The sequence below is a fragment of the Massilia sp. IC2-477 genome (assembly GCF_020707265.1).
Taxonomy (GTDB): Bacteria; Pseudomonadota; Gammaproteobacteria; order Burkholderiales; family Burkholderiaceae_D; genus Telluria.
Window position 1 is genome coordinate 1 of the sequence record NZ_JAJFEQ010000019.1, and the last position, 24,065, is coordinate 24,065.

A 24,065-nucleotide genomic window follows, 5' to 3' on the forward strand; every position below is an offset into this window, starting at 1 on the left:
CGCCGACGCCGACGCCGACCCCGCCGGCCGGCGCGCCGATCGCCGTCAGCTACACGGCCAACAACGCGGTCATCGCCAACCCGGAGCGCGGCTTCTATCGTCACGTCGGTTGCGAAACCCCGCTGAGCCAGAGCCAGCTGACCAACTTCCGCACCGCCGACGGCGAAACCCTGATGCTGTGCGTGTTCTACCTGCGCGAATTCGTCAACGCGCCGATCAGCCAGGCCAAGCTGAACCTGTTCCAGCAGCAGATGGACACCGTCCGCAAGGCCGGCCTGAAGGCGATCGTGCGCTTCGCCTACAACGACAACAACAACCCGGCCGACGCCAAGCCGGCGATGGTCGAGACCCACCTGACCCAGCTGGCGCCGATGCTGGCCGCCAACAAGGACATCATTAGCGTCGTCCAGGCCGGCCTGATCGGTGCGTGGGGCGAGTGGGGCAACACCCAGAACTACGGCGACAGCTACAACATGACCGCGCAGAACCAGGCCGATCGCAAGCGCGTCGTCGACAAGCTGCTGGCCGTGGTGCCGAAGGAGCGCCAGGTGCAGCTGCGCATGCCGCTGTTCAAGACCAAGCTGTACAGCCCGACCGCGCTGACCGCCCTGGAAGCCTTCACCGGCACCGCCAAGGCACGCCTGGGCCACCACAACGACTGCTTCCTGTCGAACAGCTCGGACTACGGTACCTATATCAACCCGTCGGTCGAGTACCCGTACCTGGAGGCCGAGACCAAGTACCTGGCTTCCGGCGGCGAGACCTGCGCCTACACCGCACCGCGCAGCGCCTGCCCGAGCGCGCTCACGGAGATGGGCCGTTTCCACTGGTCCTACCTGAACCTGGACTACAACACCACCGTGCTCAACAACTGGAAGAGCCAGGGCTGCTTCACCGAAGTCGACAAGAAGCTGGGCTACCGCTTCGTGATGCAAAAGGGTTCGTTCTCGAGCACCGCCAAGCCGGGCGGCAGCTTCGTGGTCAACCTGACCCTGCAGAACCAGGGCTGGGCCGCGCCGTTCAACGGTCGCGATGTGGAACTGGTGTTCCGCAACACCGCGACCAACGCGCTGTACCGCGTCAAGCTGGCAACCGATCCGCGCCTGTGGCTCGCCAACCAGACCGTCACCATCAACCAGACCGTGACGCTGCCGGCCGACATGCCGAAGGGTTCGTACGCGCTGCTGCTGAACCTGCCTGATCCGCAGGCTTCGCTGCGCAACCGTCCGGAGTACGCGATCCAGATGGCCAACACCAATACCTGGGAAGCGTCGACCGGCTTCAACAAGCTGAACCACACCGTCGGTATCGCGCCGTAATCCGGCGAAGACGAGCGGGCAGGGAAGGACATCCTGCCCGTGAGCGACAAGAAGCACGCGGACCGCGCTGGTCCGCGTGCTTTTTTATTTGCGCTTAGCGCGCGCCGACCAGCTTGTTGACCAGCTCGGACGAGGTCGATGCGGAGAACTTGCGCATCAGGCTGGCGCGGTGCATCTCCACCGTGCGTGGGCTGAGGTCGGTGTCGCGCGCGATCATCTTGCTGGTCTTGCCCTCGACCAGCAGTGCCGCGATCTCGCGCTCGCGCGGCGTGAGCTCGGCCGAGACCGGCCGCTTCTCGCTGACATCCTCGAAGGTCCAGACGCCGGCGCCCAGCGGCTGGCCCGGATCGAGCGCGCGCCCGGTGACGTGGCACCAGAACAGTTCGCCACTGGCGCGGCGCATGATGCGCTCGTCCGAATAACGTCCCTTGGCGTTCATGATCGGCACGATGCGGTCGCCCGTGCGCAGGAATTCGTCCATGGTCGGATACAGGATGCTGAACGACTGTCCCTGCAGTTGCCCCTGCGCGTACCCGAACATCCCCGCCAGCGCCCCGTTGCAGGACTGGATCACCCGGTCCACCGACACGCACATGCCCACGGGTGCATGCTGGAATATCATCTCGTAATCAATGGCGTAGGATGGGTTCATCTGATCTGGATCGACTGCCGGGCATCTCAAGCGCCGGCCCGTATTTCTACGGTATTGTTATTCGGTACAGGCTATTTTATGCTGAGAATCTACTCTGCAGTACAGAAGAGCTACGGGCTTAATCTATTAAAGGGACGGGTATGAACAAAGTGTATCCTGATGCGAAGTCGGCGCTCGCCGGCATCGTGGCAGATGGGCAGACCATCGCCGTGGGCGGCTTCGGCCTGTGCGGCATTCCGGAAGCGCTGATCGCAGCGCTGCGCGACTCCGGCGTCAAGAACCTGACGGCGATCTCGAACAATGCGGGCGTGGACGGCTTCGGCCTGGGCCAGCTGCTGGAAACCCGCCAGATCAAGAAGATGATCTCGTCCTACGTCGGCGAGAACAAGGAATTCGCACGCCAGTTCCTGGCCGGCGAACTCGAACTCGAATTCACCCCGCAGGGCACGCTGGCCGAGAAGCTGCGCGCCGGCGGCGCCGGCATTCCGGCCTTCTTCACCAAGACCGGCTACGGCACCATCGTTGCCGAAGGCAAGGAGACCCGCGAATTCGACGGCGAACACTATGTAATGGAACGCGCCCTGGTGCCGGACGTCTCCCTGGTCAAGGCGTGGAAGGCTGACAAGGCGGGCAACCTCATCTTCCGTAAGACGGCGCGCAACTTCAACCCGAACGTGGCCACTGCCGGCAAGATCTGCGTCGTGGAAGTCGAAGAGCTGGTCGAGATCGGCGAGATCGATCCGGACCAGGTGCACACCCCGAGCATCTTCGTGCACCGCATCGTCCACAACCCGACGCCGGAAAAGCGCATCGAGCAGCGCACCGTGCGCGCCAACTAAGATCAGACCGGAGACAGAACATGGCATGGACTCGTGATGAAATGGCCGCGCGCGCGGCGAAGGAGCTGCAGGACGGCTTCTATGTGAACCTGGGCATCGGCCTGCCGACCCTGGTGGCGAACTACGTCCCGAACGATATCGAAGTCTTCCTGCAGTCGGAAAACGGCCTGCTGGGCATCGGCCCGTTCCCGACGGAACAAGAGGTGGACGCCGACCTGATCAACGCCGGCAAGCAGACCGTGACCGCGCTGCCGGGCTCCGCCTACTTCAGTTCGGCCGACTCCTTCGGCATGATCCGCGGCGGCAAGATCAACCTGGCGATCCTGGGCGCGATGCAGGTGTCGCAACAGGGCGACCTGGCGAACTGGATGATCCCGGGCAAGATGGTCAAGGGCATGGGCGGCGCGATGGACCTGGTCGCCGGCGTCAAGCGCGTGGTCGTGGTGATGGAACACGTCGCCACCGCCAAGGACGGTTCGACCAGCCACAAGATCCTGGAAAAATGCGACCTGCCGCTGACCGGCGTGGGTGTGGTCGACCGCATCATCACCGACCTCGGCGTGATCGACGTCGCGGACAGTGGCCTGAAGCTGGTCGAACTGGCGCCGGGCGTCACCAAAGAACAGGTGCTGGCGGCGACCGGTTGCGAGCTGGACGTGTCGGCAGTCTGAAAAAAAACCGCGGGGGCGGCCATCCGGCCCCGCGGTGCGCGTTCCCGAAGCCCGCAGTTTTTCGACTGCGGGCTTCGCTTATTTCAGCTCGTCCAGACGCTTGCGCAGCCGCTGCGCATGTTCATCGTCGCTCGGCGATTTCAGCAGCTCGGTCAGGGCCAGGCGTTCCGCCATGCGCAGCGCATCCTCCGCATCGACCTTCACGTCCGGCACCACGCCGCTGCCTTCCCAGTTGGTCTTGCTGATCGGGTTGATCGCACGTCCCATCGGGATGAACGCCCTCAGGTGCTGGTGAATGCGGTGCACGCCGCCGGGATGGGCGCCGCCGCCCGTGGTTTCTCCGACGATCACACCGCGACGCAACTGCTGCAGGTTGTAGCTGAATTCTTCCGCACCGGAGAAGGTCTTCTTGCTGGTCAGGACATACACCTTCTTGGATCCGCCAAATTTCTTGCCGGGCAGGTCCTCCTCGGTCCAGAAAGCATCGGTGCGATTGCCTTCGCGCCAGTACATGTTGTTCAGGTGGGTGCGTTTGTCGAACAGGTAGCCCGACATGAAGGCGACTGTGTGGGGATCGCCGCCGCCGTTGTAGCGCAGGTCGACGATCAGGGCATCGGTATCGGCAACCAGGCTCATCATGGCGCCGAGCGCAGGCCTGGCAGCTTTCACCGGCGCAAAGCTGCGCAGGTCGATATAGCCAATGTTGCCGGGCAGTGTTTCCACCTTGCGGATGTCGTAGTTGCGCGACTTCAGGAAGTTGCCGAATTCGCGCTCCTGCTCTGGCGTTGGCCCCTTGCTGCCGGAATCAGGCGGGATCGGCGTAGCGCGGTAGCGCACGCCCAGGTGCTTGTCGTTGGTCGGTTGGCGCAGGTCCTCGGTCAGCATCGCCGCAAAGGCCGTGAGATCCGCGGCAGAGCGGTAGGCCCCGCTTTGCTCGCGTGCGTTCAGGCGTTCGGCGACGAGCCTGGCCTTGTCCGGGAAAACGTAGAACTCGTTCATTTTTGCGCCGAGCTCGGCGATCACTGCTTTGCGGGTCGCTTCGTCGACCTCCGCGCTGGCATCGCAGGCGAAGGAAGCGAGCAGCGCGGGTACGAGCAGGAGTGTGCGAATCGTATTCATGGGCTTGTTTCCAGAGAGGGAGGGTACAGGCAGCGCGCGTTGGAGATCTATTCCGCCTGGCCGTCGTCGTCGGCGCCCGCGGCAGGCGACCCGAGGCAGATCGCACCGATGTGCTCCTTCAGGGCTTGAATCGCGGTGGCTGGCGCTGCCCCTAAGGCCAGATTGACAGACAGGAGAATCGTGCTTGCCAGTAAGAGGAATTTTGCCATGCTATCTCCGAGTAGTTGTTTTGCCTCATCGTAGCAATCGTTCCTCCGCTCGGCAATGCGGCACGCATAATCGGCAGAAAAAGCTGGCCGTGCAGTTTTAAGAGAAGCAGGAGGAATCGTGGGGACGGCGTCCCGTCACCACGATCGGAGGACTAGCGCAGCCGCCATGCGTACTGGACATCCGTCCATTGCTGCGTCGCTGCGCCGGCCAGGAGGGCAGGACGGAAACTGCAGGTGGAGAGGGCGCGCAAGGCGGCCAGGTCGAGCGACTCGTCACCGCTTGAACGCCTGACCTCGGCATCCCTTACCTTGCCGTCGGCGCCAACCAGCATCGCCATCCCGACCTTGCCCTGCACGCGCTGCATCAGGGCTTCCCTGGGATAGGACGGCCTGGCGCAGCTCTCAGGCAGGATCCGGGCCTGGCGTTCTGCCGGCGCCATACTGGCGCAGCCCGACAGCGCGGCGCCGACGACCGTGGCGCCAATGCCGAGCACGAACGCTGGGCGCCGTTTCATTACTCGAGCGTCCAGACATACTTGACGGCGGTAAACTCCTCGACCGGTTTGCCTTTGGCAGTGGCCGGCTTGAACGTGCACTTCGCCAGCGCGGTATGCGCCGCTTCATCGAGTGCCACATGGCCGGACGACTGCGTGACCTTCGACTCCTTCACCGTGCCGTCCTTCGCCACCAGGAAGCCCAGGCTGACGGTGCCGGTATGATTCTGCTTGATCGACTCGGCCGGGTAGTTGGGCCGTTTGCAGCTACTGAAGTCGGCCACGGCCGGGGCATCCGCCTTGACCTGCTTGGCAGGCGCCGCGTGGGCAAGGCTCGCCGCGCCGATGACCAGTCCCAGTACGGGAATGGCCGCCTTCCAGTTCAACGCCTGCGTATCGGGACGAACCAATCGTTTGATGCGTGACATAAGATCTCCTCCGTTGGCCGCCTGGGCCAGGTGGTGGGTGGAAAACTGGAGTTTCTCCAGTTCGGAAAGGGCCAGGGCCAGGCGCCGCGGTTCGCCCAGTTGCCGTGCCGCGAAATCGTCGGCGATCTGTTCCCGCTCCACACGGATGCGGCTTGAAATCCACCAGACCGCCGGATGGTAGAAGAACAGGGTTTCGACCACGTTCTGGCCAAGGTTGACCAGGTAGTCGTGGCGCTTGATGTGCGCCATTTCATGGGCCAGCAAGGCTTCCAGCAGGTGGGGCGGCATGCCCGACACCAGCGCGGCCGGCACCAGCACCACGGGGCGCCACCAGCCGGCCGTGACCGGACTGCCGAGGCGTTCCACCACGCGCAGGCGCACCGCGCGGGTGATGCCGAACTGCGCGGCGAGGCGCTCGGCGCGGGCCTGCCAGGCCGGATCCTGGCGCTCGTGCAATGCCGCGCGGCTGATCCACAGCAGGCCCGCGACCATCCGCAGCGCCATCGCCAGCGCGCACACGGCCCAGGTGCCGACGATCCAGGTGAGCTGGTCGGCCAGCAGGGCGCCCCAGCCATCGTCAACCGGCGTACCGACAACCAGGCCGGCGGCGAACAACATCATCGCATCGCCGCGCGCGCCGCTCTCGCCCGTCAGGCGCAGCGCGAGCTCGAGGGCGGGCCAGGCCAGGCACAGGGTCAGGCCAAGGCAGGCAACCAGGTAGCGCGCCTGCGGGCGGGCATTTCGCAGCGTGGTGAGAAAGACGGCGGTGGCGCAGCCGATGAGCGCACCCTGCCACAGGAAGTGGACCAGGGTCCAGCCAATGCTGGCGACGATGTCGGCGGCGCTCATTTGCCGTCCTCCGGCTTGTCTTCACGCAGCAGCTCCTCGATCTCTTCCCGTTCCTTCTTCGAGATGCCGGTCTTCAGCGCCGCCAGCACCAGCGCCTTGGCTGAACCGGCAAAGGCGCGCTGCATCAGGTCCTTGAGCAGCTTGGTCTCGACCGAATCCTGGGCTTGCGCCGGGGCGTAGACGTGCGAGCGTTCGCTCTCGTCGCGCACCAGCAGGCCCTTGCCGTGCATGATCTGCATCAGGCGCAGCACGGTGGCATAGGTGACCTCCGGCTTGGTCTTCTGCATTTCCTGGTGCACCTGCTTGGCGGTGCCGGAGGCCATCGGCCACAGGACCTGCAGCAGTTCGAGTTCGGCCGGGGTCGGCTTGGGGGTATCGGGTTTGCGTGGCATGAGCGTCCTCATTGGTTGATGGACCTAGAATAGTCTGTCTAGACAGTGCTGTCTACCGTTTTCGTGCGCCGTGCAGACTTTATGCGTGAGGGGTAGGGGCCAAAAAAAAACGCGCTTCGAAGAGCGCGTTCGCGGGGCGATGCGTGTGGCGGATCAGGCGGCGGCGCGCACCGGCTCCAGGTCTTTCTCGCCGTCGAGCGGCACGCGGCCGTGCAGGACGTCGTCCATGCGCTGGGTATCCAGTTCCTTCTCCCACTTCGACACCACCACCGTGGCCACGCCGTTGCCGACGAAGTTGGTCAGGGCGCGCGCTTCGCTCATGAAGCGGTCGATGCCGAGGATCAGGGCCATGCCGGCCACCGGGATGGTCGGGACCACGGCCAGGGTCGCGGCCAGGGTGATGAAGCCGGCGCCGGTGATGCCCGAGGCACCCTTGGAGGTGAGCATCGCCACTGCCAGGATGGTCAGTTCCTGCATCAGGGTCAGCTCGGTGTTGGTAGCCTGCGCCACGAACAGGGCCGCCATCGTCATGTAGATGTTGGTGCCGTCCAGGTTGAACGAGTAGCCGGTCGGGACCACCAGGCCGACCACCGGCTTGGAGCAGCCGAGGCGCTCGAGCTTGCGCATCAGGGCCGGCAGGGCGCTTTCCGACGAGCTGGTGCCGAGCACGATCAGGAGCTCTTCCTTGATATAGGAGATGAAGCGGAAGACCGAGAAGCCGGTGAACTTGGCGATCAGGCCCAGCACGACGGCGACGAACAGGAAGCAGGTCAGGTAGAAGGAGCCCATCAGCTTGGCCAGCGGCAGCAGGGCATCGAGGCCGTATTTGCCGATGGTGAAGGCCATCGCGCCGAAGGCGCCGATCGGGGCGGCTTTCATGACGATGTTCACCACGCCGAAGATCACGTGCGAGAAGTCCTCGATCATCTTGGTGACCGGACGGCCACGCTCGCCCATCATCGACAGCGCGAAGCCGAACAGGATCGCGATGAGCAGCACCTGCAGGATGTCACCCTTCGCGAAGGCATCCACGAAGGTGTTTGGGATGATGTTCATGATGAAGTCCACCGTCGACTGGTGCTGCGCCTTTTCGGTGTACTGGGCGATCGACTTGGTGTCGAGGTGGGCGACGTCGACGTTGAAGCCGGCGCCCGGCTTGATCAGGTTGGCGACGACCAGGCCGATGGCCAGGGCGAAGGTCGAGACGATCTCGAAATAGAGCAGGGCCTTGCCGCCGACGCGGCCGATCTTCTTCATGTCCTGCATGCCGGCGATACCGGCAACGACGGTACAGAAGATCACGGGGGCGATGATCATCTTGATCAGTTTGATGAAGCCGTCTCCCAAAGGCTTCATCTTGGCGCCCAGTTCAGGGTGGAACACCCCGAGCAGCACGCCAAGCACGATGGCGAACAGCACCTGGACGTACAGGATTTTGTAAAAAGGCTTTTTCATGGCAACTCTTCATAGAGAAGTTTGTGGTGTTGCCATCTTGTCGGAAGCGGCCTGCCTTATCTATTGTGGATATCCGCAGGCCTTATAACTAGTCATGCGTTCGCCACGCGATATGTTAATGCCTTATCGCATGGTATTTCCGGAAAGCGCTTATTGGCGCCGGAACACTTCGCCGCCCTTCATCACGAAACCGACCTTGGAGGCGGCGCCGATGTCGCGCGTCGGATCGCCGTCGACCGCCACCACGTCGGCCAGCAGGCCGGCCTTGAGCTGGCCCAGGTCCTTGCGGCCGAGGATATCGGCCGCCACCACGGTGGCCGCGCGCATTGCTTCCAGCGGCGACATGCCGAGCTTGACCATCCATTCCAGTTCGCGCGCATTGGTCCCGTGCGCGAACACGCCGACGTCGCTGCCGTTGCCGATCGTGACGCCCAGCTTGCGTGCCAGCGCGAAGGCGCGGTGGGCCTGCTGCATGGCTGGGGTGGGTGCGCCACCGCGCACGTGCTTCTGGAAGTATTCGCCGGTCGCTTCCGGCGCGGTGAGCGTCGGGATGTAGGCGGTGCCGCGCTCCTTCATCAACCTGAAGGTCGCCTCGGAAGCGCCGTAGCCGTGCTCGATGGTGTCGGCGCCGGCCAGCACCGCCATGCGGATCGCGTCGTCGCTGCTGGCGTGGACCGCCACCTTGCGGCCGGTGACGTGGGTGGCGGCGACCATCGCCTTCATCTCGTCCATCGTGAAGGTCGGGCGCGAGCTGCCGTCGATGCCGGTGCGGTAATCGCCGTAGATCTTGATCCAGTCCGCACCGCGCGCCGACTGCTCGCGCACTGCCTTGGTCGCTTCAATGATGCCGGTGGCCGGCTGGGCGCCGTAGGGGATCTCCATGTCCGGGCGGTAGCTCTTCTCGGCCGGGCCATAGCTGTAGCTGGCCACGATGGCCTTCGTCGCCACCAGTAGCCGCGGTCCGGGCGCCACGCCTTCGTCGATGGCGCGCTTGATGCCGACGTCGGCGTAGTCCGCACCTTCGGTGCCGAGGTCGCGCAGCGTGGTGAAGCCGGCCTGCAGGGTGCTTGCGGCATGGCGGCCGGCCAGCATGATGCGGTACGCCACCGGCTCCTTGATCACCTGGTCGTCCCAGGTGGTCTCGTTATACGGGTGCAGCAGCACGTGCGAGTGCAGGTCGATCATGCCCGGGATGAGGGTCTTGCCGGGCAGGTCGATGCGTTCGGCGCCGGCCGGCACCGTCATCTTCTCGAGCGGTCCGACGGCCTCGATGCGGCCTTTCGCTACCAGCACGGCCCAGCCCTGGTGCGGCGCGCCTTCGCCGGTCCAGACCCTGTCGGCCGTGATCAGGACTGGGACTGGCGCGGGCGCCGCCTGGGCTTGAATGGCAAAGGCCGTGAACAGGGATAGGGCGAGCTGCTTGAGGCGGATCGTCATCTGGGAATTCCTTGTAGTTGTTATGTGCAGGTAGTGTGCGCTCAGCCTTCCAGGTCGCCGAGCGACTGCTCGACGCCGAGCTGCACGTCGCGCAGGAAAGCGCCGCCCTTGTCGGACAGCGCGATGCTGGGTGCGGCCAGTTCGACCAGGCACACCAGGGTCTGGCGGAACCACTCCATGTCGGTGCCCATCAGCGGCAGGGCGTGGGCGTCGATCAGGTAGTAGACCGCGCGCGTGAGCAGGTTCGGATCGCGTCCGGCGCGCGCGATGCCGGGCGCGAAATCGACGACTTCACGCTGGAAGCGGTCGGCCAGGGTCTCGAGGATGTCGTTCGAGACCTGCGGCTGGCCGGCGGCGAGCACCACGCGGGCCAGGTCGAGGCAGGCTTCCTGCAGCTGCTGTTCGTCGAGGGATTGGCTCATCGAACGCTTACTGCGCGGCCCAGCCGCCGTCCATGTTCCACGCCACGCCGCGCACCTGGTCGCCCGCCGGGCTGCAGAAGAACACTGCCAGCGCGCCCAGCTCGGCGGGCGTGACGAATTCGCCGGACGGCTGCTTTTCGCTCAGCAGCGCCTTCTTGGCCGCGTCGTTCGACAGGCCGTCGCGCGCGGCGCGGTCGTCCACCTGTTTCTGCACCAGCGGGGTCAGCACCCAGCCCGGGCAGATCGCGTTGCAGGTCACGCCGCTGTGCGCGTTTTCGAGTGCGGTGACCTTGGTGAAGCCCACCAGGCCATGCTTGGCCGCGACGTAGGCCGACTTGCCTGCGGAGCCGACCAGGCCGTGCACCGAGGCCAGGTTGATGATGCGGCCCCAGTTCTTCTGCTTCATGCCAGGCAGGGCCAGGCGGGTGGTGTGGAAGGCGGAGGTCAGGTTGATGGCGATGATCGCGTCCCACTTCTCGGTCGGGAATTCGTCCACCGTCGCCACGTGCTGGATGCCGGCATTGTTGACCAGGATGTCGACGCCGCCGAATTTGTCAGCCGCGAACTTCATCATCGCCTCGATCTCGGCCGGTTTGCTCATGTCGGCGTTGTGGTAGGCCGTCTGTACGCCGAATTCCGCGCCGACATCCGTGTACAGCTTCTCGATCTGCTGGGCGTCGCCGAAGCCGTTGAACACGATATTGGCGCCCTGTTCCGCCAGCGAGCGGGCGATGCCCAGGCCGATGCCCGAGGTCGAGCCGGTGACGAGAGCGGTTTTACCGCTGAGCATACTGGATTTCATTGCGTCCTCTAGTTTGAAGGGTGAACGGATTGCTTCCTCAGAATTGGTAGAATTCTAATAGCAATGCCAAGTAAAATGGTGCGTTGCGATAGCCGGACCGATAATATTGTCACGATGGAGCAGGGGATGAGCGAAGCCAGATTGAAAAGCGTGCAGTGCAGTTCGCCCGCCGGCCTGCACCGCATGGCCTACAAGGAATGGGGCGATCCGCTCAACCCCAGGGTGCTGGTGTGCGTACACGGCGTCACCCGCGTGGCCGACGACTTCGACCACCTGGCTGCCGCGCTGAGCGGCGAATACCGCGTGGTGTGCCCGGACGTGGTCGGCCGCGGCAGGTCGGGCCGCCTGCGCGATCCGCAGTACTACACGGTGCCGCAGTACGTGGCCGACATGGTGACGCTGATCGCACGCGTCACGCAGGACGACACGGCGGGCGTGCACTGGTTCGGCACCTCGATGGGCGGCCTGATCGGCATGATCCTGGCGTCGCTGGACGAAACCCCGATCCGCAGGATGGTGCTGAACGATATCGGCCCGGTGCTCGACGGTGCGGCGATCGCCCGCATCGGCGAGTACATCGGCCAGGACATCCGCTTCCCCGATTTCGACACCGGCGCCGCCTACGTCAAGGCGGTCTCGATGTCGTTCGGCCCGCATACCGAGGAAGAATGGTTCAAGCTGGCGAACGACGTGCTGCGCCAGGAACAGGATGGCCAGTGGGTGCGCCACTACGATCTGGGCCTGGCCCAGCCTTTCCGCGCCATCACGCCCGAACGCGCGGCCGGCGACGAGGCGATGCTGTGGGCGGCCTGGGACGCGATCCGCTGTCCGACCCTCCTGGTGCGCGGCGAACAGTCCGACCTGCTGTCGCGCGCGACGGCGCTGGAGATGTGCGCGCGCGGGCCAAAGCCGCGCCTGGTCGAGATCCCGGGCGTGGGCCACGCGCCCACCTTCGTGCGGCCGGAGCAGATCGCGATCGCACGTGAATTTTTAGTTGGCGGGGCGTGACGCCCCGCCCTCATGTTTTTAGAAGAAAGCAGCTATGGAAATCAAACGACTCCACGTAGGCAAGCGCCTGTCCGAAACCGCCATCCACAACGGCACCGTGTACCTGGCCGGCCAGATCGCCGAAGACACCAGCCAGGGCATCGATGGCCAGATGCGCGAGGTGCTGGGCCACGTCGACCGCCTCTTGAACGAAGCGGGCAGCGACAAGTCCTGCATCCTGATGTGCCAGATCTTCATCTCCAGCATGGAGCACTTCGCCGGCATGAACGCTGTGTGGGACGAGTGGGTCCCCCAGGGCCACACGCCGCCGCGCGCCACGGTCGAAGCCAAACTCGCCAACCCCGCATGCCTGGTCGAGGTCTGCGTCACCGCCGCATTGCGCTGATCCCCTAGATGGTTTCATCGGTTTTACTGGGCGACGCGACCACCCAGCTGGTCCAGGGACTGAGCGTGGAGGACTGCGCGCGCGTCCAGGGCGCGCTCGACTACGCCAGCAACGCCTATGGCGAACGGATCGCGGCGACAGGACAGAACGCCTTCGAGTTTTCGCTCGGCGTGGCCGGCTCGCTGTCGATCCTGCGCACCGACGCCGAGACCCGTATCGCCGGCCTGCTGTTCGAGCTGGCGATGATGGACCCGCAGGTGGCCGGCTCGCTCGAGGAACGCTTCGGCAAGGAAGTGTCGGACCTGGTGCAGGGCGTGTACCAGCTGATCCGCCTGCGCGACCTTACGGCCGGCAAGGAGCAGATCGGCAGCGGGAAGAACGCAGCCCAGCAGGCCGCCGCCCAGGTGGAAACCCTGCGCAAGATGCTGCTGGCGATGGCGTCCGACATGCGCGTGGTGCTGATGCGCCTGGCTTCCTGCGCCACCACGCTGCGCTATTTCGCCGAACAGAAGCGCTTCGACGACGTCACCCGCGCCTATGGCCGCGAGGTGCTCGACTTCTATGCGCCGCTGGCCAACCGGCTCGGCATCTGGCAGCTCAAGTGGGAGCTGGAAGACCTGTCCTTCCGCTTCATCGAGCCCGATACCTACAAGCGGATCGCCAAGATGCTCGAAGAGAAGCGCATGCAGCGCGAAGGCTTCGTGGAAGCCTCGATCGCGCGCCTGCAGGGAGAACTCGCGGCGGCCGGCATCAAGGCCGAGGTCTCGGGACGTCCGAAACACATCTACAGCATCTGGAACAAGATGCGCGGCAAGGAGCTCGATTTCTCCTCGCTGTACGACGTGCGCGCCTTCCGCGTGATCGTGGAGGACGTCAAGACCTGCTACACGGTGCTCGGCATCATCCACAACATCTGGACCCCGATCCCGAAGGAATTCGACGACTACATCTCGCGCCCCAAGCCCAACGGCTACCAGTCGCTGCACACGGTCGTCACCGCAGAGGACGGACGGCCGCTGGAAGTGCAGATCCGCACCCAGGAGATGCACAACTTCGCCGAGTACGGCATCGCCGCCCACTGGCGCTACAAGGAAGAAGGCGGCTCGAACTTCAAGAGCCAGAAGTACGACGAGAAGATCGCCTGGCTGCGCCAGCTGCTGGCATGGAAGAGCGATGTGGCCGACGTGGTCACCGGCCAGGAAGACCTGCAGAAGGAGTGGGTCGAGAAGCTCAAGGCCACCACGCTGGACGACCGCATCTTCGTGCTGACGCCGCAGGCGCGCGTGCTCGAGCTGCCGCAGGGCGCGACGCCGATCGACTTCGCCTACCACCTCCACAGCGAGGTGGGGCACCGCTGCCGCGGCGCCAAGATCGACGGCGTGATGGTGCCGCTGAACACCCCGCTGAGAAACGGCCAGACCTGCGAGATCATCACCGCCAAGGGACCGGCGGGCAGCGCCGGCCCCTCGCGCGACTGGCTCAGCCCCGGCTACACGGTCAGCAGCCGCACGCGTTCGAAAATCCGGGCCTGGTTCCACGCACAGGAGCAGGCCGAAACCCTGGCGCAAGGCCGGGCCCTGGTCGAAAAGTCGCTGCAGCGCGAAGGCAAGACCGCGGTCAACCTGGAAGCGCTGGCCCACAAGCTGGGCTTTGCCAAGGTGGACGAACTGTTCATCCAGGTCGGCAAGGAGAAGTTCAGCCTGCGCCACGTGGAAGCGGCCCTGCACGACGAGGTCGAAGCGCCACCGGTGGTCGACGAAGCGGTTGTCAACAAGAGCCGTGCATCGAGTGTGGAGCAGGGCGCCAAGTCGGGCGTGCTGGTGGTCGGCACCGAAGGCCTGATGACGATGCTGGCCAAGTGCTGCAAGCCGGCCCCGCCGGACCCGATCTGCGGCTTCGTCACGCGCGGCAAGGGCGTCTCGATCCACCGCCTGAGCTGCAAGAACTTCGCCGAGATGCGCGCCAAGTCGCCCGAGCGCGTGATCCAGACCGAATGGGGCTCGGCGGGGCTGGAGACGGTGTACCCGGTCGACCTGTTCATCCTCGCGATGGACCGGCAGGGCCTGCTGCGCGATATCTCGGACGTGTTCATGCGTGAGAAGATCAATGTGATCGGGGTGAATACCCAGAGCGCGAAGGGACAGGCGCGCATGGTGTTCACGGCGGAGATCGGCTCGACCGGGCAGCTGCAGAAGGCGCTGGGCGCGATCGGCGAGGTGAAAGGGGTGATGGAGGCCCGCAGGCAGTAAACGCTGTCACGACAGTATCAATTTGATACAAAATCCAGGCAAACTCATCAAAATTTGTATCATATTGACACCATGCGCCGATCCCTCAACCTGACTGCTCACCCAAGCCTGTGGGGCCTCGCTGCCGCCCGCTACCTGCGCAGTTGGTGGTACATGGTGCACCTGGGCGCGGTGGCGCTGGTCATGGCGCTGTCGCCCTCGACCTACAACCGCGAAAACCGCCTGGCCTGTGCGCGCTACATCTATGCCAGCACCTGGCAGGTGCTGCCCTGGTTCTCGCTGGCTTCAGCCCTGATCAGCCTCGTCATCATCCGCATCGTGCTGGTCACGGCCAAGAGCTACGGCCTGTCGCACTTCGCCCTCGAAATGGTCGTGCGGGTGCTGGTGCTGGAACTGATTCCCTTGTCGGCCGCCATGTTCGTCGCCCTGCGCGCCAGCATGGCCTTCGACGCCTCGGCCCTGGGCCTGGCGCGCGCCGGCATGTCGCCGCAGGCCGCCAACGACGAAGCGCTGCGCCGCCTGCGCCGCGACATCGTGCCGCAGCTGCTGGCGAATTCCTTCGGGGTCTTGAGCCTGGCCATGGTCACCAGTACCATCGTGCTGGTGCTGGCTTACCTGAACGTGTATGGCCTGCTGCCCTGGGGACTGAACGACTACACCCGCACCGTCGGGCGCGTGTTCTCGCCCGCGGTGACGATCGGCTTCGTGCTCAAGACCGTGTTCTTCGGTTTGGCCGTGGCGCTGATCCCGACCGCCGCCATCCTCGAGCTGCAGCGCTACCCGCGGCGCGTCAACTTCACCGTGCAGCCGGGCGCACTGCGCCTGCTGTTCGTGCTGCTCGTGATCGAAGCGGCCTCCCTCGCACTCAAGTACATCTAATAAAAACAGACACCATGACCGAACCCCTGCCGGACGAACCGAAACACGTTGAACTCAAGGCCCTGATCCTGTTAGTTGCGATCGGCATCCTGGTCGTATCCTTCATCGGCTACGTGATGCAAGCGCGCGGGGTGTTCGAGCCGACCCAGCGCCTGGTCCTGGAGGCCGACGATTCGTCCGGCGTCATCCCCGGCATGGACATGACTTTCGCCGGCTTTCCGATCGGGCGCGTGAGCCAGGTCGAGCTTGCCCCCGACGGGAAGGTGCGCATCCTGGTCGACGTGCAGAGCAAGGACGCCAAATGGCTGCGTACCTCGAGCGTGTTCACGCTGGAGTCCAGCATCGTCGGCGAGACCCGGCTGCGCGCCTTCACGGGCCTGCTGAACGACCCGCCCTTGCCGCCGGGCGCCACCCGTTCGGTGCTGCGCGGCGACGCCACCGCCGAGATCCCGCGCATCGTCGCCACCGCCAGGTCCCTGCTGGAGAACCTGGAGACCATGACGGCAACCGACTCCGACATCAACGCCAGCCTGTCCAACATCAACACCCTGACCGGCCGCATGAACGGCCCCGGCGGGGTGCTGGGCGGGGTGATGGGCGGCGACGCCGAGGCGCGCAAGCTGCGCGAAGCGCTCGATCGCGTCAACTCGCTGCTGGGCAAGACCGAGCAGCGGGTCTACGGCAAGAACGGGGTGATGGACGACACCCAGGCCGCGATCCGCCAGCTGCATGTGGTGCTGCAGGACGCCAGCACCACGCTCAAGAAAGTCGATGCGGTGCTGGTCGAGGCCCAGGCGGTGGGCAAGAACGCTAGAGTCGCCACCGAAGACCTGGGCGCGCTGCGCGGCGAGGTCGACGCCAGTCTGCGCAAGGTGAACCGCCTGGTCGACGAGATCAACCGCAAGTGGCCCTTCGCCGGCAAGAACCAGGAGATCAAGCTGCCATGAGACTGTCCGCCTTCCTCGCTGTCGCATTGCTCGCGGCCTGCGCCGGCAAGCCCTTGGCACCCGACTGGCAGGCGGACGCCAAGGGCGCCCTCGACGCCTCGGTCGACGATTACCTGAAAGGACATACGCTCGCCTCGGCCTCGGAATTTCGCACGGCGCGCGCAGCCACCACCAGCACCGGCCGCGCCGACTACGTGGCCCAGGTCGAGCTGGTGCGCTGCGCCGCCCGCGTGGCCAGCCTCGACGTCGACGACTGCCCCGGCTACGCGGCGCTGGCCGGCGACGCCACGCCCGAACAGCGCGCCTACGCCGACTACCTGTATGGCCGCTGGCAGGGCCTGAACGCCGCGCTGCTGCCCGAGCAGCACCGGCCCGTCGTCGCCAGCGGCCAGGTCGGGGGCGTGGCCGACCCCTTGTCGCGCCTGGTGGCCGCCGGCGCGGCTTTCCAGGCCGGCCGCATCACGCCGGAGGGAATCGCCCAGGCGATCGACACCGCGTCGAACCAGGGCTGGCGCCGTCCGCTGCTGGCCTGGCTGGGGGTGCAGGCAAAGCGCGCCGAGGCGGCCGGCGACACGCAGGAACTCGAGCGCATCCGGCGCCGCATCGCGCTGGCTTCCGGACAAGGATAAGCGTATCCGCGACCGTCAATACCTGCGACAATGCAGATACCACAATGACGGGAGACGGACATGAATGCGCTCACCGATACCGGCAAGCGGGACATCGTCGTCGTCGGCAGCTCGACGGGCGGAATCGATGCCTTGCGCCGCCTGTTTTCACGGCTGCCGTCCGATAGCGGCGCCAGCTTCCTCGTGGTCCAGCACCTGTCCGCGCATTCCCCCAGTGAGTTCGACCGCATCCTGCAGGGGAGCACCCGCATGCGGGTTGCCTTTGCCAGCGACCGCCAGCAGCTGTTGCCGAATACGGTGACGATTGCCGCGCCCGACCGCCACCTGATGATCGAAGACGGCCGCATCAGGGTCACGCGCGGCCCCAAGGAATGCCGCGCCCGGCCTTCGGTCGACGTCCTGTTCCGCTCGGCCGCGCTGGCCTACGGGCCGCGCGTGATCGGCGTCGTCCTGACCGGTGCGCTGGACGACGGCACGGCCGGCCTGTGGCAGGTGAAAGACCGCCAGGGCCTTGCCTTCGTGCAGGACCCGGACGAGGCGGTATGCCGCTCGATGCCGGAAAGTGTGCTCGAGTACGTCGATGTCGACGGCATCGGGACCATCGAGGCGCTGGCAGCCCGGCTGTGCCGGGAAATCGGCAGCGTGGTAGCGTGGAAGGGCCCTGCGGCGCCGAGCGCGCGCCAGCAGGCGGAACACCAGGTCGGATTGGAGGGCAATGCCATGCAGGCGGGTGTCATGGAACTTGGGAAGATGTCGAAATACAGCTGCCCTGAATGCCACGGCGTGCTGGTGCAGATCGAGGACGGCAAGCTGGTGCGCTTTCGCTGCCATACCGGCCATGCCTATTCCCTGAAGTCGCTGCTGGCCGACGTGGACGACGCCATCGACAAGGGTCTGTGGGATGCGGTGCGCGCCATCGAAGAACGCATCCTGATCCTGCGCCAGCGCGCCGATATTGCCGAAGCGGCGGGCGACGCGGCAGCAGGCGCGCGCCTGCGCGCCGAGGCCGAGCGCGCCTCCAGCAAATACCAGCCGCTGCGCGAACTGGTGCTGGACAGCGGCTTTTTCGATGTCGAGGCCGACAAGTGAGTGCTGCCGGCGCTCAGGCGGCGTTCGCGGCTGGACGCAGTGCCCAGGGCAGGGTGTTGTGGATGGTGGTGGCAGCCAGCGCCGCCTGACCGGTCGCCACCGCGATCTGGTTCAGCCCGCGCGTCACGTCGCCCACGGCGAACAGGCCCGGCACCGTGGTGCGGCAGTGGTCGTCGACCAGCAGCTTGCGGCACTCGACGGTCTCGGCCCCCAGTTTGCTGGCCAGGTCGGAGCGCGCGTTCTCGCCCAGCATCGGGTAGAACACGTCGCAGAGGTAGTCTTCACCGTCCTTCGTGTGCAGGACCGGCTTCATGTCCTCGCTCATGGTCACGCCAGCCAGCGGCGATTCGATCAGGCGCACCCCTGCGGCGGCCAGGCGCTGGCGCTCCTCGTCGTTGAGCGTGGAGACCGGACCGCGCTCGAACAGCAGCACGTCGGCGCTGAAGGTGCGCATGAAGAGGGCGTGGCCGACCGGGTTGGCGTCCGAAGTGACGACACCGATGCGCTTGTCGATCACGTCCCAGCCGTCGCACACCGGACACAGGCGCACGGCGCCGCAGCGCACCGCTTCGTCCCAGCGCTCGACCGGCATGCCGGCGTCGGCCACGCCGCTGGCCAGCAGCACGGTCATGGCGCGGATCTGGCAGGGTTCGCCCTCGGCCGGCACGTAGTCGCCGACGAAGACGCCGTCTTCCAGGCGCAGGTCGAGGATTTCGCCCGGCATGACGCTGCCGCCGTAGTTGGCGAGCTGGGCGCGCAGGTTGTCGAGCAGTTGCACCCCGTTGATGCCTTCCGGGAAGCCCGGATAGTTGTGCGAGACGGGAATCCAGGACAGGCGGCTATTGCCCTTGTCGACCAGGGCGATGTGGCGGGTGAAGCGGCGCAGGTAGACCGCAGCCGTCAGGCCTGCCGGGCCGCCGCCGATGATGAGGGTGTCGAATACTGTGCGGGCGCAATCCATGGGGAGATTATGCGATCCGCGCTTGCGCCCGCGTATCGGCGTGCGGGCTAGCCACGGGTAAGAAGGCGCTTACAAGGACTTGCCGCCGGCGGCCTCCGGCTGCAGGGTGACATGGTCGATGCCATGCTTTTCGCGCAGCATCGCGCGCACGGCGGCCAGCACGGCCGGCCACTGTTCCAGGCTGGCGATTTCCAGGTGGCCGATGAGGGCAGGGTGGCCGGGTGACATGTCCCATACATGCAGGTCGTGCACGTCGAGCACGCCCTGCACCGCCTTCAGGTCCGCGCCGACCGCCAGGTAATCGATCTCGTGTGGCACGCCTTCCATCAGGAAGTGGTAGGACTCGCGCAGGATGCCGCTGGTCGAGCGCAGGATCAACAGGGCCACGAAGATCGACAGGATCGGGTCGACCCGCACCCAGTCGGTGACATAGATGATGGCGCCGGAAGCGATCGCCGCAAGCGAGCCGAGCAGGTCGCCCATGACGTTGACCAGCGCGGCGCGGGTGTTGATGCTCTGGTTGTCGCGCGACAGCACCCAGGCTACGAGCAGGTTGATCGAGGCGCCGATCGCGGCCACCACCAGCACCACGCCGCCCTGCACGGGTTCCGGATGCAGCAGGCGCTGCACGGCTTCCCAGGCGATCCAGGCCACCAGCGCCAGCATGGCCAGGCTGTTGACGAAAGCGGCCAGCGCTTCCGCGCGCACGAAGCCGAAGGAGTGGCGGCTCGAGGGCGGCCGCTTGGCGATCGCCTGGGCCATCAGGGCCAGGGCGAGCGCGGCGGCGTCGGTCACCATGTGGCCCGCGTCCGAGATCAGGGCCAGCGAGTTGGACATGAAGCCGGTGATGACTTCGATGAGGGCGAACAGCAGGGTCAGGCCGAGTGCGACCGACAGCGCCAGCTGGCTGCGTCCTTCGATCACGTGGCTGTGCTGGGCGTCGCCATCCAGGTGGGCGTGCAGGTGTTCGGAAGCGGGTTCGACTTGTTGGCTTGACATCCCTCCAGTGTAAATCAAAGCGCCGAAGGACAGCGAGCCAGGCTCGCCAGGAAACTTTTTCCGGGACAAGCCTTGCTTATCGCCTGTGCGCTCCTTATAATGGCGGCATCGGGCGGTTAGTTCAGCTGGTTAGAATACTTGGTCGACATCCAAGGGGTCGCAGATTCGAATTCTGCACCGCCCACCAGAATACACAGCAGCACTTTGTAAGAGCGAGAAAGGCACCGACGGTTATGACACCGCGAACTACGACTATGTTGTGGGGGAATCGCTAGACGCGGTACGGTGGTCTTTTGTCCAAAGAAGCTCGACAACACTGAAGAAAACGCGCCTAGGGCGCGTTTTTTTTCGTCTCAAGCATTCGGCTTTCAATATTTTTAACTTTTAGCGGCATTGCGCCACATTGGAGAACAGCATGCTCAACGTCCGACTTCCAGATGGTTCCAGCCGTCAGTTCGACGGTCCCGTCACCGTCGCCCAGGTTGCCCAGAACATCGCGCCGAGCCTGGCCAAGGCCGCGCTCGCCGGCAAGGTCAACGGCAAGGTCGTGGACACCTCGTTCCTGATCGAGTCCGATGCCGACCTGGCCATCGTCACCGACCGTGATGCGGACGGCCTGGAAGTGATCCGCCATTCGACCGCCCACCTGCTGGCCCATGCCGTCAAGGAACTGTTCCCGGAAGCCCAGGTCACCATCGGCCCGGTCATCGAAAACGGCTTCTATTACGACTTCTCGTACAAGCGCCCGTTCACCCCGGAAGACCTGAGCGCGATCGAAAAGAAGATGGCGGAACTGGCCAAGAAAGACGATGCGGTGACCCGCAAGGTGCTGCCGCGCGACGAGGCGGTCGCCTATTTCAAATCGATCGGCGAAGACTACAAGGCCGAGATCATCGCCTCGATCCCGGCCAATGAAGACGTGTCGCTGTACTCGCAGGGCGGCTTCACCGACCTGTGCCGCGGCCCGCACGTGCCCTCGACCGGCAAGCTGAAGGTCTTCAAGCTGATGAAGCTGGCCGGCGCCTACTGGCGCGGCGACTCGAAGAACGAGATGCTGCAGCGCGTGTACGGCACCGCCTGGGCCAAAAAGGAAGACCAGGAGCAGTACCTGCACGTGCTGGAGGAAGCGGAGAAGCGCGACCACCGCAAGATCGGCAAGCAACTGGACCTGTTCCACTTCCAGGACGAAGCCCCGGGCCTGATCTTCTGGCACCCGAAGGGCTGGACCGTCTGGCAGCAGGTCGAGCAGTACATGCGCAAGAAGTACCAGGTGAACGGCTACGACGAGGTCAAGGCGCCGCAGATCCTGGACGTCACCCTGTGGCAGAAGACCGGCCACTGGGATAACTACCGCGAAAACATGTTCACCACAGATTCGGAGAACCGTTCCTACGCGCTCAAGCCGATGAACTGCCCGGGTCACGTGCAGATCTATAACTCGGGCATGAAGAGCTACCGCGACCTGCCGCTGCGCTACGGCGAGTTCGGCCAGTGCCACCGCAACGAGTCCTCGGGCGCCCTGCACGGCATCATGCGCGTGCGCGGCTTCACCCAGGACGATGGCCACATCTTCTGCACCGAAGAGCAAATCGAGGCCGAAGTGACCGCCTTCCACGCCCAGGCGATGCAGGTGTATGACGATTTCGGCTTCAATCACATCGATGTGAAGCTGGCGCTGCGCCCGGAAAACCGTATCGGCACCGACGAAGTGTGGGACGAAGCGGAAGAGGCGCTCCGTTCGGCGCTGCGCGCCTGCGGCGTGGAATGGACCGAGCTGCCGGGCGAGGGCGCCTTCTATGGCCCGAAGATCGAGTACCACCTGAAGGACAGCCTGGGTCGCCCATGGCAGGTCGGCACCATGCAGGTCGACTTCTCGATGCCGGGCCGTCTCGGCGCCGAATATGTCGCCGAGGACAACACCCGCAAGGTGCCGGTGATGCTGCACCGTGCGATCGTCGGTTCGATGGAACGTTTCATCGGCATCCTGATCGAAAACTACGCCGGCGCGCTGCCGCTGTGGCTGGCCCCGGTCCAGGTTGCTGTTTTGAACATTTCTGACGCGCAAGCAGACTACGTGAAGCACGTCGAAGCGAAGCTGCGCGCGGCGGGACTGCGCGTTCACGCTGATTTGCGGAACGAGAAGATTACTTATAAAATTCGCGAGCATTCTGTCCAAAAACTGCCTTACATTCTGGTTGTTGGCGATAATGAACGTGAAGCAAATACCGTGGCCGTGCGTGCCCGCGGCAATGTCGACCTCGGCGTGATGCCGGTCGACGCGCTCGTGGAGCGCCTGGTGGGCGAAGTCGCCGCCAAGGCGAAGTAAGCGCGAAGTAATCGAGAATCCGCTACACTAAGCGCCGGTCTATATTCATACTTTCAAAGGAAACAACATAGCTACTGACAAACAGCATCGCATCAACGGCGAGATCACCCATCCCGAAATGCGCCTGAACGGTGTGGAAAACGAACCGCTGGGCATCGTGAGCCTGGCGGAAGCGTTCCGCCTGGCCGAGGAAAAGAACGTCGACCTGGTCGAAATCGCGCCGAACGCGAGTCCGCCGGTTTGCCGCCTGATGGACTACGGCAAGTTCAAGTACTCCGAGCAGAAGAAGGCGCACGAAGCCAAACTGAAGCAGAAGATCATCCAGGTCAAGGAAGTCAAGTTCCGTCCGGGTACCGATGAAGGCGACTACAGCATCAAGCTGCGCAACCTCATCAAGTTCCTGGAAGACGGCGACAAGACCAAGATCACGCTGCGTTTCCGTGGCCGCGAAATGGCGCACCAGGACATCGGCATGCGCATGCTCGAGCGCCTGCGTACCGACCTGGAAGAATATGGCCAGGTCGAGCAGTTCCCGAAGCTCGAAGGTCGCCAGATGATCATGGTGGTCGCGCCGAAGAAGAAGAAATAATTCTTCGCGCCGTCAGATGAATGGGCCGGGTCCGGGTTCCAGTGAAAGCTGGGGCCTGGACCTGGCCTGTGTTCGTTTGTGGGGGCTGGACCTTCCGGCGATAATTCCCATCCGCACTGCAACAATTCCCATCAAACCTGTGCTATCATCTGCGGTTCCTGTTTTTAACAAGCAGGTTGTAGTCGGCAAGTAGTGGCGTCGGCTGCAAGACAAGTGAAAGCAGGCATCCAAGAGCGGCGTTGCCGCCACCTGCAATCCTGTCGTATAGAGGCTGCCGTTAAACCGGCAGAATACTATGCCAAAAATGAAAACCAAAAGCTCCGCGAAGAAGCGTTTTCGCGTGCGTCCGGGTGGTACCGTCAAGTCGGGTATGGCGTTCAAGCGTCACATCCTGACCAAGAAGACCACCAAAAACAAGCGTCAACTGCGCGGCACCCGTAACATCAATGCATCGGACGTGACGAGCGTCTACCGCATGATGCCTTCCGCTTAATCTCACTAATCATCTACAAAGGGAGCTACCATGCCTCGAGTAAAACGTGGGGTTACTGCACGTGCCCGTCACAAGAAGGTCCTTGAACTTGCTAAAGGCTACCGCGGCCGTCGCAGCAAGGTATTCCGTATTGCCAAGCAAGCAGTCATGCGCGCTGGCCAGTACGCCTACCGCGACCGTCGTAACAAGAAGCGCGTCTTCCGCGCCCTGTGGATCACCCGTATCAACGCAGCATCGCGTTCGCACGGCATGACCTACAGCGCCTTCATGAACGGCCTGAAGAAGTCCGGGATTGAACTGGACCGTAAAGTCCTGGCCGACATGGCTGTGCACGACAAGCCGGCATTTGCCGCGATTGTCACCGCCGCCAAGGCCAAGCTGGCTGCCTAATCAGTCAGTTAGCTAGCAAGACCAGCTTGCCCG

Annotated in this window: 26 protein-coding genes and 1 tRNA gene; 15 read left to right on the forward strand and 12 right to left on the reverse strand. The window is 64.5% G+C overall.

Annotation, left to right across the window (positions count from 1 at the left end):
• Nucleotides 1-1,319: DUF4832 domain-containing protein (locus tag LK542_RS23865; protein ID WP_227813872.1), on the forward strand; the 1,319-nt coding region annotated here is incomplete at its 5' end.
• Nucleotides 1,320-1,413: 94 nt separating this feature from the next.
• Here the strand turns inward: LK542_RS23865 and LK542_RS23870 are convergent.
• Complete coding sequence (locus tag LK542_RS23870) at nt 1,414-1,971, reverse strand: PAS and helix-turn-helix domain-containing protein (RefSeq protein WP_227813873.1); 558 nt, start codon at nt 1,969-1,971, stop codon at nt 1,414-1,416.
• Between the two features lie 140 nt (nt 1,972-2,111).
• On the opposite strand from LK542_RS23870, the gene LK542_RS23875 reads away from it, so the two are divergent.
• Both LK542_RS23875 and LK542_RS23880 read left to right on the forward strand, forming a co-directional pair.
• Complete coding sequence (locus LK542_RS23875; RefSeq protein ID WP_227813874.1) at nt 2,112-2,810, forward strand: CoA transferase subunit A; 699 nt, start codon at nt 2,112-2,114, stop codon at nt 2,808-2,810.
• 20 nt (nt 2,811-2,830) lie between these two features.
• A complete protein-coding gene (locus tag LK542_RS23880) occupies nt 2,831-3,481 on the forward strand; it encodes a 3-oxoacid CoA-transferase subunit B (RefSeq protein ID WP_227813875.1) in 651 nt (216 codons plus the stop codon).
• A 78-nt stretch (nt 3,482-3,559) separates the two neighbouring features.
• On the opposite strand, the gene LK542_RS23885 is transcribed toward LK542_RS23880, so the two are convergent.
• From LK542_RS23885 to LK542_RS23925, 9 genes are all read right to left on the reverse strand, one after another.
• Nucleotides 3,560-4,600 (reverse strand): S41 family peptidase, encoded by a 1,041-nt coding sequence (locus LK542_RS23885; RefSeq protein ID WP_227813876.1) that lies wholly within the window; start codon nt 4,598-4,600, stop codon nt 3,560-3,562.
• A 47-nt stretch (nt 4,601-4,647) separates the two neighbouring features.
• Nucleotides 4,648-4,809, reverse strand: a complete 162-nt coding sequence (locus tag LK542_RS23890) for a hypothetical protein (RefSeq protein ID WP_227813877.1) — start codon at nt 4,807-4,809, stop codon at nt 4,648-4,650.
• Nucleotides 4,810-4,961: 152 nt separating this feature from the next.
• Nucleotides 4,962-5,324: an energy transducer TonB gene (locus LK542_RS23895; RefSeq protein WP_227813878.1), complete on the reverse strand. Its 363-nt coding sequence runs from the start codon at nt 5,322-5,324 to the stop codon at nt 4,962-4,964.
• Complete coding sequence (locus LK542_RS23900; protein ID WP_227813879.1) at nt 5,324-6,580, reverse strand: M56 family metallopeptidase; 1,257 nt, start codon at nt 6,578-6,580, stop codon at nt 5,324-5,326. The genes LK542_RS23895 and LK542_RS23900 overlap by 1 nt, the downstream gene beginning before the upstream one ends.
• Nucleotides 6,577-6,972, reverse strand: coding sequence for a BlaI/MecI/CopY family transcriptional regulator (locus tag LK542_RS23905; RefSeq protein ID WP_227802648.1), 396 nt, complete (start codon nt 6,970-6,972; stop codon nt 6,577-6,579). Before LK542_RS23905 ends, LK542_RS23900 begins: the two co-directional genes overlap by 4 nt.
• A 153-nt stretch (nt 6,973-7,125) precedes the next feature.
• Nucleotides 7,126-8,427, reverse strand: coding sequence for a dicarboxylate/amino acid:cation symporter (locus tag LK542_RS23910; RefSeq protein WP_227813880.1), 1,302 nt, complete (start codon nt 8,425-8,427; stop codon nt 7,126-7,128).
• 150 nt (nt 8,428-8,577) lie between these two features.
• On the reverse strand, nt 8,578-9,864 hold the full coding sequence (locus tag LK542_RS23915) for an amidohydrolase family protein (RefSeq protein WP_227813881.1): 1,287 nt from the start codon (nt 9,862-9,864) through the stop codon (nt 8,578-8,580).
• Between the two features lie 41 nt (nt 9,865-9,905).
• Entirely contained in the window at nt 9,906-10,286 is a 381-nt protein-coding gene (locus tag LK542_RS23920) for a hypothetical protein (RefSeq protein WP_227813882.1), read from the reverse strand.
• 7 nt (nt 10,287-10,293) lie between these two features.
• Nucleotides 10,294-11,088: a 3-hydroxybutyrate dehydrogenase gene (locus tag LK542_RS23925; RefSeq protein WP_227813883.1), complete on the reverse strand. Its 795-nt coding sequence runs from the start codon at nt 11,086-11,088 to the stop codon at nt 10,294-10,296.
• Nucleotides 11,089-11,214: 126 nt separating this feature from the next.
• Here LK542_RS23925 and LK542_RS23930 point away from each other — a divergent pair, with 126 nt between their 5' ends.
• From LK542_RS23930 to LK542_RS23960, 7 genes are all read left to right on the forward strand, one after another.
• Complete coding sequence (locus tag LK542_RS23930) at nt 11,215-12,096, forward strand: alpha/beta fold hydrolase (RefSeq protein ID WP_227802643.1); 882 nt, start codon at nt 11,215-11,217, stop codon at nt 12,094-12,096.
• Between the two features lie 34 nt (nt 12,097-12,130).
• Nucleotides 12,131-12,481, forward strand: a complete 351-nt coding sequence (locus LK542_RS23935; RefSeq protein ID WP_227813884.1) for a RidA family protein — start codon at nt 12,131-12,133, stop codon at nt 12,479-12,481.
• A gap of 8 nt (nt 12,482-12,489) precedes the next feature.
• Nucleotides 12,490-14,730 (forward strand): bifunctional (p)ppGpp synthetase/guanosine-3',5'-bis(diphosphate) 3'-pyrophosphohydrolase, encoded by a 2,241-nt coding sequence (locus tag LK542_RS23940; protein ID WP_227813885.1) that lies wholly within the window; start codon nt 12,490-12,492, stop codon nt 14,728-14,730.
• A 72-nt stretch (nt 14,731-14,802) separates the two neighbouring features.
• Nucleotides 14,803-15,609, forward strand: a complete 807-nt coding sequence (locus LK542_RS23945) for an ABC transporter permease (RefSeq protein ID WP_227802640.1) — start codon at nt 14,803-14,805, stop codon at nt 15,607-15,609.
• Between the two features lie 14 nt (nt 15,610-15,623).
• Complete coding sequence (locus tag LK542_RS23950) at nt 15,624-16,556, forward strand: MlaD family protein (RefSeq protein ID WP_227813886.1); 933 nt, start codon at nt 15,624-15,626, stop codon at nt 16,554-16,556.
• A complete protein-coding gene (locus LK542_RS23955; protein WP_227813887.1) occupies nt 16,553-17,185 on the forward strand; it encodes a hypothetical protein in 633 nt (210 codons plus the stop codon). The genes LK542_RS23950 and LK542_RS23955 overlap by 4 nt, the downstream gene beginning before the upstream one ends.
• Before the next feature lie 60 nt (nt 17,186-17,245).
• Nucleotides 17,246-18,274, forward strand: a complete 1,029-nt coding sequence (locus LK542_RS23960) for a chemotaxis protein CheB (protein WP_227813888.1) — start codon at nt 17,246-17,248, stop codon at nt 18,272-18,274.
• 13 nt (nt 18,275-18,287) lie between these two features.
• Here the strand turns inward: LK542_RS23960 and LK542_RS23965 are convergent, their stop codons facing one another.
• Both LK542_RS23965 and LK542_RS23970 read right to left on the reverse strand, forming a co-directional pair.
• Nucleotides 18,288-19,235, reverse strand: a complete 948-nt coding sequence (locus tag LK542_RS23965; protein WP_227813889.1) for an NAD(P)/FAD-dependent oxidoreductase — start codon at nt 19,233-19,235, stop codon at nt 18,288-18,290.
• Nucleotides 19,236-19,304: 69 nt separating this feature from the next.
• Nucleotides 19,305-20,234: a cation diffusion facilitator family transporter gene (locus LK542_RS23970; protein WP_227802635.1), complete on the reverse strand. Its 930-nt coding sequence runs from the start codon at nt 20,232-20,234 to the stop codon at nt 19,305-19,307.
• Nucleotides 20,235-20,344: 110 nt separating this feature from the next.
• Here LK542_RS23970 and LK542_RS23975 point away from each other — a divergent pair.
• The 5 genes from LK542_RS23975 to rplT all read left to right on the forward strand — a co-directional run bounded on the left by LK542_RS23975 (nt 20,345) and on the right by rplT (nt 24,032).
• A tRNA-Val gene (locus LK542_RS23975) sits at nt 20,345-20,421 on the forward strand.
• 228 nt (nt 20,422-20,649) lie between these two features.
• Nucleotides 20,650-22,560: a threonine--tRNA ligase gene (gene thrS, locus LK542_RS23980; RefSeq protein ID WP_227813890.1), complete on the forward strand. Its 1,911-nt coding sequence runs from the start codon at nt 20,650-20,652 to the stop codon at nt 22,558-22,560.
• Nucleotides 22,561-22,603: 43 nt separating this feature from the next.
• On the forward strand, nt 22,604-23,149 hold the full coding sequence (gene infC / locus LK542_RS23985; protein WP_227802666.1) for a translation initiation factor IF-3: 546 nt from the start codon (nt 22,604-22,606) through the stop codon (nt 23,147-23,149).
• A gap of 295 nt (nt 23,150-23,444) precedes the next feature.
• Nucleotides 23,445-23,642: a 50S ribosomal protein L35 gene (gene rpmI, locus LK542_RS23990; protein WP_026354218.1), complete on the forward strand. Its 198-nt coding sequence runs from the start codon at nt 23,445-23,447 to the stop codon at nt 23,640-23,642.
• A 30-nt stretch (nt 23,643-23,672) separates the two neighbouring features.
• Entirely contained in the window at nt 23,673-24,032 is a 360-nt protein-coding gene (gene rplT / locus LK542_RS23995) for a 50S ribosomal protein L20 (RefSeq protein WP_027865360.1), read from the forward strand.
• Nucleotides 24,033-24,065: the final 33 nt, after the last annotated feature.